General features: G+C 54.0%; 4 protein-coding genes. All 4 read right to left on the reverse strand.

Annotated features, from left to right (window positions below; genetic code table 11):
• Positions 1-836: 836 nt before the first annotated feature.
• The 4 genes from FYC48_RS28050 to FYC48_RS27295 all read right to left on the reverse strand — a co-directional run bounded on the left by FYC48_RS28050 (position 837) and on the right by FYC48_RS27295 (position 4,203).
• Positions 837-980: a hypothetical protein gene (locus FYC48_RS28050; RefSeq protein ID WP_160149801.1), complete on the reverse strand. Its 144-nt coding sequence runs from the start codon at positions 978-980 to the stop codon at positions 837-839.
• Between the two features lie 310 nt (positions 981-1,290).
• Complete coding sequence (locus tag FYC48_RS27285; protein WP_149499986.1) at positions 1,291-1,650, reverse strand: hypothetical protein; 360 nt, start codon at positions 1,648-1,650, stop codon at positions 1,291-1,293.
• Between the two features lie 1,135 nt (positions 1,651-2,785).
• Entirely contained in the window at positions 2,786-3,211 is a 426-nt protein-coding gene (locus tag FYC48_RS27290; protein WP_149499987.1) for a hypothetical protein, read from the reverse strand.
• Between the two features lie 659 nt (positions 3,212-3,870).
• Positions 3,871-4,203, reverse strand: coding sequence for a hypothetical protein (locus tag FYC48_RS27295; RefSeq protein WP_160149802.1), 333 nt, complete (start codon positions 4,201-4,203; stop codon positions 3,871-3,873).
• Positions 4,204-4,859 lie beyond the last annotated feature (656 nt).

The raw sequence follows: 4,859 nt of genomic DNA on the forward strand, positions 1-4,859 counted from the left end.
TTCGGGCACGGAAGCTAGGTCGTCGCTGTCAGCGAGGACCAGTGTCGTGCCGCCACCGTCGTTGGGTCGTGTCAACATTTTGATTGGGCGAACGTTGGTGATAACGGGGTCGCGGCCAAACATGGTGAACTCAGGAAACAACAGCGCCCGCGACTCCCGTTCATCACATGGTTCGTCAGGCTACGTTTGCCGCCGGCTGGAAGTTGGACGGGCCAGAACCATTGTAGCAATCGCTGCGTGGTGATGGGCCTTATTGTCGATCGCGATTACGATATCAAACCGTGACCACCAATGCGATCAACAGGCGACAGAGGTTCCGTGGCCAATGGATGGGCCGGTACGTGAATCAATACGGTAAGCCAGGAGTGACAACCAAACCGCGACATCAAGAGCGATCAATAGGCGACTGATGTTCCTCTGCCAAGCAATGGGCCACTACGCGAGTCTTCCGGCACGACGAAAGTGACTTGCGCTGCGGATCACCAAGCCATGATCCGGTTGGACAAGCTGCTCTATCAAACCGTGACATCAAGAGCGATCACTAGGAAACAGAGGTCGCGTCACGACGCGATGGGCCCAATACCAGCCACAACGACAGGCGTCGGATCTGATCCGCACTCGAAGGTGATGGACCAACGAACGTAAAGTAGCACGACGAACGGCTAGGATCACCGGGCAACGGCGATCAAGTAAAAACTAAAACCCAAAGGCCCCCGACTCCGTTGCTCCGTGTGCATCCGATTGTTCGCGAGCCCGCGCGCAACGACAGCACGAAGCACCGTCGCCATTTGCCAGTGTAACCGATTGAATACCTGAAGTGACATCCGGCGTCCCAGTCAGGCGTCGGTTGTCCGCATCCGCTTGTGCGTCAAATCAAGTGAATCGAAAAACAACCTCGCATCCAATACGATCAACTGCCCCGCGATATTCGAAGCGAATCCCAGGAAACAGAAGTCACGTGACATAACGATTGGCGACATTGGAGTGCAGTATGCCAAGAGCCGTTCCCATCAGGCGTTGGCTAGTCGCCATCTGTCAAACCGTCTGCGATCTGAAGCAACATCGATAGGCGATGGGCTTCTTCTGAGCACGGAACAAAACCATTGATCATCGATGAACCGTTAGCGATTCTAGAGATCGCAAAAAACAGTGGGCCTCACCACCGGGCGTCGGATGGCATCGCGAACGCAACGGATCACGCGGTCGCCGCGAGCGATCCTCCACTTCAATAATCACAACTCGGCGACTCGGCGTGCATCCGATGGTTACCCGCCGCTGTGATGCTGTAGATTAACGGTCAACTCTCCAATCCCAAGGAGACCAAGTATACCAGTCACGCCATGACACATCACCGGAACAAAAGAGCTTGAAGGCACGCCGAGCATCGTCCAGTGTTACAAAAACGTCTGCCCGCTGGTTGCAGTCAGCGTCAGGAATGTGGTACTCGAGAATCCATGGGTCCGACCCCGTCTTGGCGAGAAACGCTCTTGTCGGATCGTCAGGTTGCCATGCATTGCCAATCTGGATGTAGTCATCGGGTGTCCGTTCCAAAATGGCGAAGCTACCGAAAGAATCGCCAACCAATGTCGCGTCAATGTCGTCCTCGCTAGGCGATTCAATTTCGGCTGCGTCTTCGGTTGTGAGTTTCATTGGCGGTTTGATTGTCCACCGACGTTGCTCATTGGTCGGGTAACGATGGCGGTAACGGGGCCGCCGCCAGAGAACTCTGATTCCAAAATCCGCGTTGTCGGCGGCTCCCGTTCACCGCATGGTTACCCCACTTTGGTTTCAGCTAACCGTTTGTGTGCATAAGAGCAGCCTTGGAAAACCAGTCCGAGTATTCTTCCGATCGTAAACAGTCGATCCTCAGTTGCCCAAAATGGTCTTCGCAAATATGCCGAAACGTATTGTACTCAGACTCGTTAATTGTGAATGGTTCCCACTGGATCGTCATTCCAGATGCTGCATCGTCGAATCCACAGAGCAAAAACGAGTTGAGTATCTTTAACGTTGGGAACAATTTTGTACGACGAATGATACCAAATGATAAACCTTTCTGGGCAATCGTTATGGATTTAGCGACACTCATTCCTGTCGTTTCGTCCTGTTCAATTCTTCTGCATGGCTATGGACGGGGTAACGTCTACCGGTCACCCGGTCCGCGCAGGTGATCTTCCGTTTTCAATACAGTTCGACTCGCGGACTCGGGTGCACCGGATGGTTCCCCGCTTCGTTGGCGTCGCGGACCAGCCAAAAGAATACCAAAGATGAGAGACAGCGCGATCGCGAAACCGACAACGGTCATCATGAATCCTTGGGCACGCATTCCAGTGAGAATTGCGATGGAGAATGGCAAAAGTATCGGCAATGCGCAGTATCGGAGCAGTCGATAACGTGTGGCACTGTCAACAGGATAGTTGCGGGAGCGCATGCGGTAAGCCAGGCCACCAATCGGGACGCCAAGGAGCACAAGCAAAAAACCGAGTGGGTTCGGGTCAGCTGAAACTGGAATCGCGACAACCAACGGAATGGCAGCGAACGCGCCGAGCAATCCGCCAGTCGCGAGGAACAAAGCCGGGCCGCGTCGAGATCGAATCGATCGAACTGGACGTGCAGCCGCAGCAGCATCGTGCGATGGAGGTGAGTAAGGATTCGATATCGCTGGATCGTGAGTCAATGTTTGATAGTCAGCGTCTCAGTCGGGGAACGACACGCGTCACCGGGTACGCGCAAAAAATTCTCAACTTCAAAAACGCCGACTCGCGTACTCCGGTGCACGCGATTGTTACCCAACACCGTTGCTTGTCTTCCGGGGTGCGACGTAGTACTGCTCGAATCGGCTTGCAAACAATCGACGCTGAAGACGCGCGACACGATATCGCCAGCCGACAGGTTTTGCGCTACATACGGCGCTGATCGTCTCAAAGTCGTTCAGATCGTGCGGCGAATATCCATCTAACGATATGCCATGAGGATAGTAGCATCGCAGAAGCATCCATTTCGAATTGTTGTGATTGAAAGTCCAGTATTCTTTTCCGTCCTCTGCCGTGGAACCGTATTCCTCGACAAGCTCCAAGTCAAACTTCGACTGGAGCCAACCTGCTATTTTAAGGAACAGTTTGCGGTCACGTGCATCCGTAAAGATGATGGTAGGAACCCAATCGGCTCCGTAAGTCACAAGACCGATTACCGCGTTGTCGAAATCACGCATGATTCAGTCGGGTAACGTTGGTGATAACGGGGTCGCGGCCAAACATCGTGAACTCAGGAAACAGCAGCGCCCGCGACTCCCGTTCATCACATGGTTCGTCAGGCTACGTTTTCCGCCGGTTGGAAGTTGGACGGGCCAGAACCATTGTAGCAATCGCTGCGTGGTGATGGGCCTTATTGTCAAGTGGGATTACGATGTTAAACCGTGACTACGATTGCGATCAACAAGCGACAGAGGTTCCGTCGTCATTGGATGGGCCGGTAGGTGAGTCTACGCGATGGGACAGGCGCGACAGCCAAACCGCAACATCAGGTGCGATCAACAGGCGACTACTGTTCCGTTGTCAATCGATGGGCCCCTACGCGAGTCATCCGGCAAGACGAAAATGACTTGCGTTGCGAATCACCAAGCCATCATCCGATTGGAGAAGATGATCTATCAAACCGTGACATCAAGAGCGATCGACAGGAAACAAAGGTCGCGTTACGACGCGATGGGCCCAAGTCCAGCCACAACGACAGGCGTCGGATCTGATCCGCTGTCGAAGGTGAATGAACCAACGAACGTGACTTAGCACGACGAACGGTGGAATTCACGGGGGGCCGGGCGAACGACTTGCAAGCAGACCATTGAACGCGACTCCCGGCCTCCCGTGCAATTCATGGTTCCCCGTCGATCTTTGGGATCCATGATGGAACATCGTCCAGCATCCTGCCTTCGTCTTGAAGGAGCCCGCCGACAACAGTTCGTACCAACAGTAGTATTGCCTGCCCGACTTCCTCATTGTAGACCATCGCGGCCTCCTGCACTCGATTTGACACCCAACAGTATTCAGGTATATCGGACGATTGATGTCGAAAATCAGCGGCGTGATGTGCGATCGCGTGCCCATCACCAAGTGGTTGCGCCCACAACTCGTGGTGGTCGGACATTAGATGTAGTGGTTTGCCAAGCACGGGCGGTTGCATCAATTGATCGTACATATCACCCATCGACCACGTGTCGGCGTGACAAGAGAAGTAAAGAATCGGGGTTGAGCAACGATTCGCGTTGAGAGAGTCAACGAAATGATCTAGGCGTGAACGAATTCCAATAGACCACTGCGATGGGCACCACTCATTCGGTTCGTCAAACGTGCGAGCAACGGCCCAATCCTCAAGCGTCGACCATGCGACGGCGGACGACGCCCCTCCAATTACAGAAACGGTCAAGAGCTGAGATGCCATTCAACGTTTAGATCGGGGAACGGTGGTGATAACGGGGTTGCGGCCAAGCATCGTGAACGCAGGAATCAAGTGCGCCGCAACTCCCGTTCATCACATGGTTCGTCGCTTTACGGTTGCCGTCGTGGTGAAGTTGGACGGTCGTGATCTATTGTAGCGATCGCAGGTTGACGTGGGGCGATCGATCAGTCTGGATCGGGACCAGAATTGTGTGTGCGAACCATGGTACCGGAGTCAAGCGAGATCCGATCGAGAGGCTTGATCGAGTGCTGGGGCCATTGGAAGACTCCACCGCGACAACGCAATAGGCGTACAGGATCACGATCCATTATTGGCGATTGTTGGGCGTTGGAAACGTTTACCATACCGTGGCATCAAGTGCGATCAAAAGGAAACAGAGGTCGCGTCATCATGCGGTGGGCCGA

Origin of the sequence: Roseiconus lacunae (assembly GCF_008312935.1) — a bacterium.
GTDB classification, from domain to species: domain Bacteria; phylum Planctomycetota; class Planctomycetia; order Pirellulales; family Pirellulaceae; genus Stieleria; species Stieleria lacunae.

Bases quoted from the DNA above. Each gene is read 5' to 3' on its own strand.
- FYC48_RS28050 (WP_160149801.1), bottom strand. From the start codon at position 980: ATGTCGCCAATCGTTATGTCACGTGACTTCTGTTTCCTGGGATTCGCT.
- FYC48_RS27285 (WP_149499986.1), bottom strand. From the start codon at position 1,650: ATGAAACTCACAACCGAAGACGCAGCCGAAATTGAATCGCCTAGCGAG.
- FYC48_RS27290 (WP_149499987.1), bottom strand. From the start codon at position 3,211: ATGCGTGATTTCGACAACGCGGTAATCGGTCTTGTGACTTACGGAGCC.
- FYC48_RS27295 (WP_160149802.1), bottom strand. From the start codon at position 4,203: ATGGGTGATATGTACGATCAATTGATGCAACCGCCCGTGCTTGGCAAA.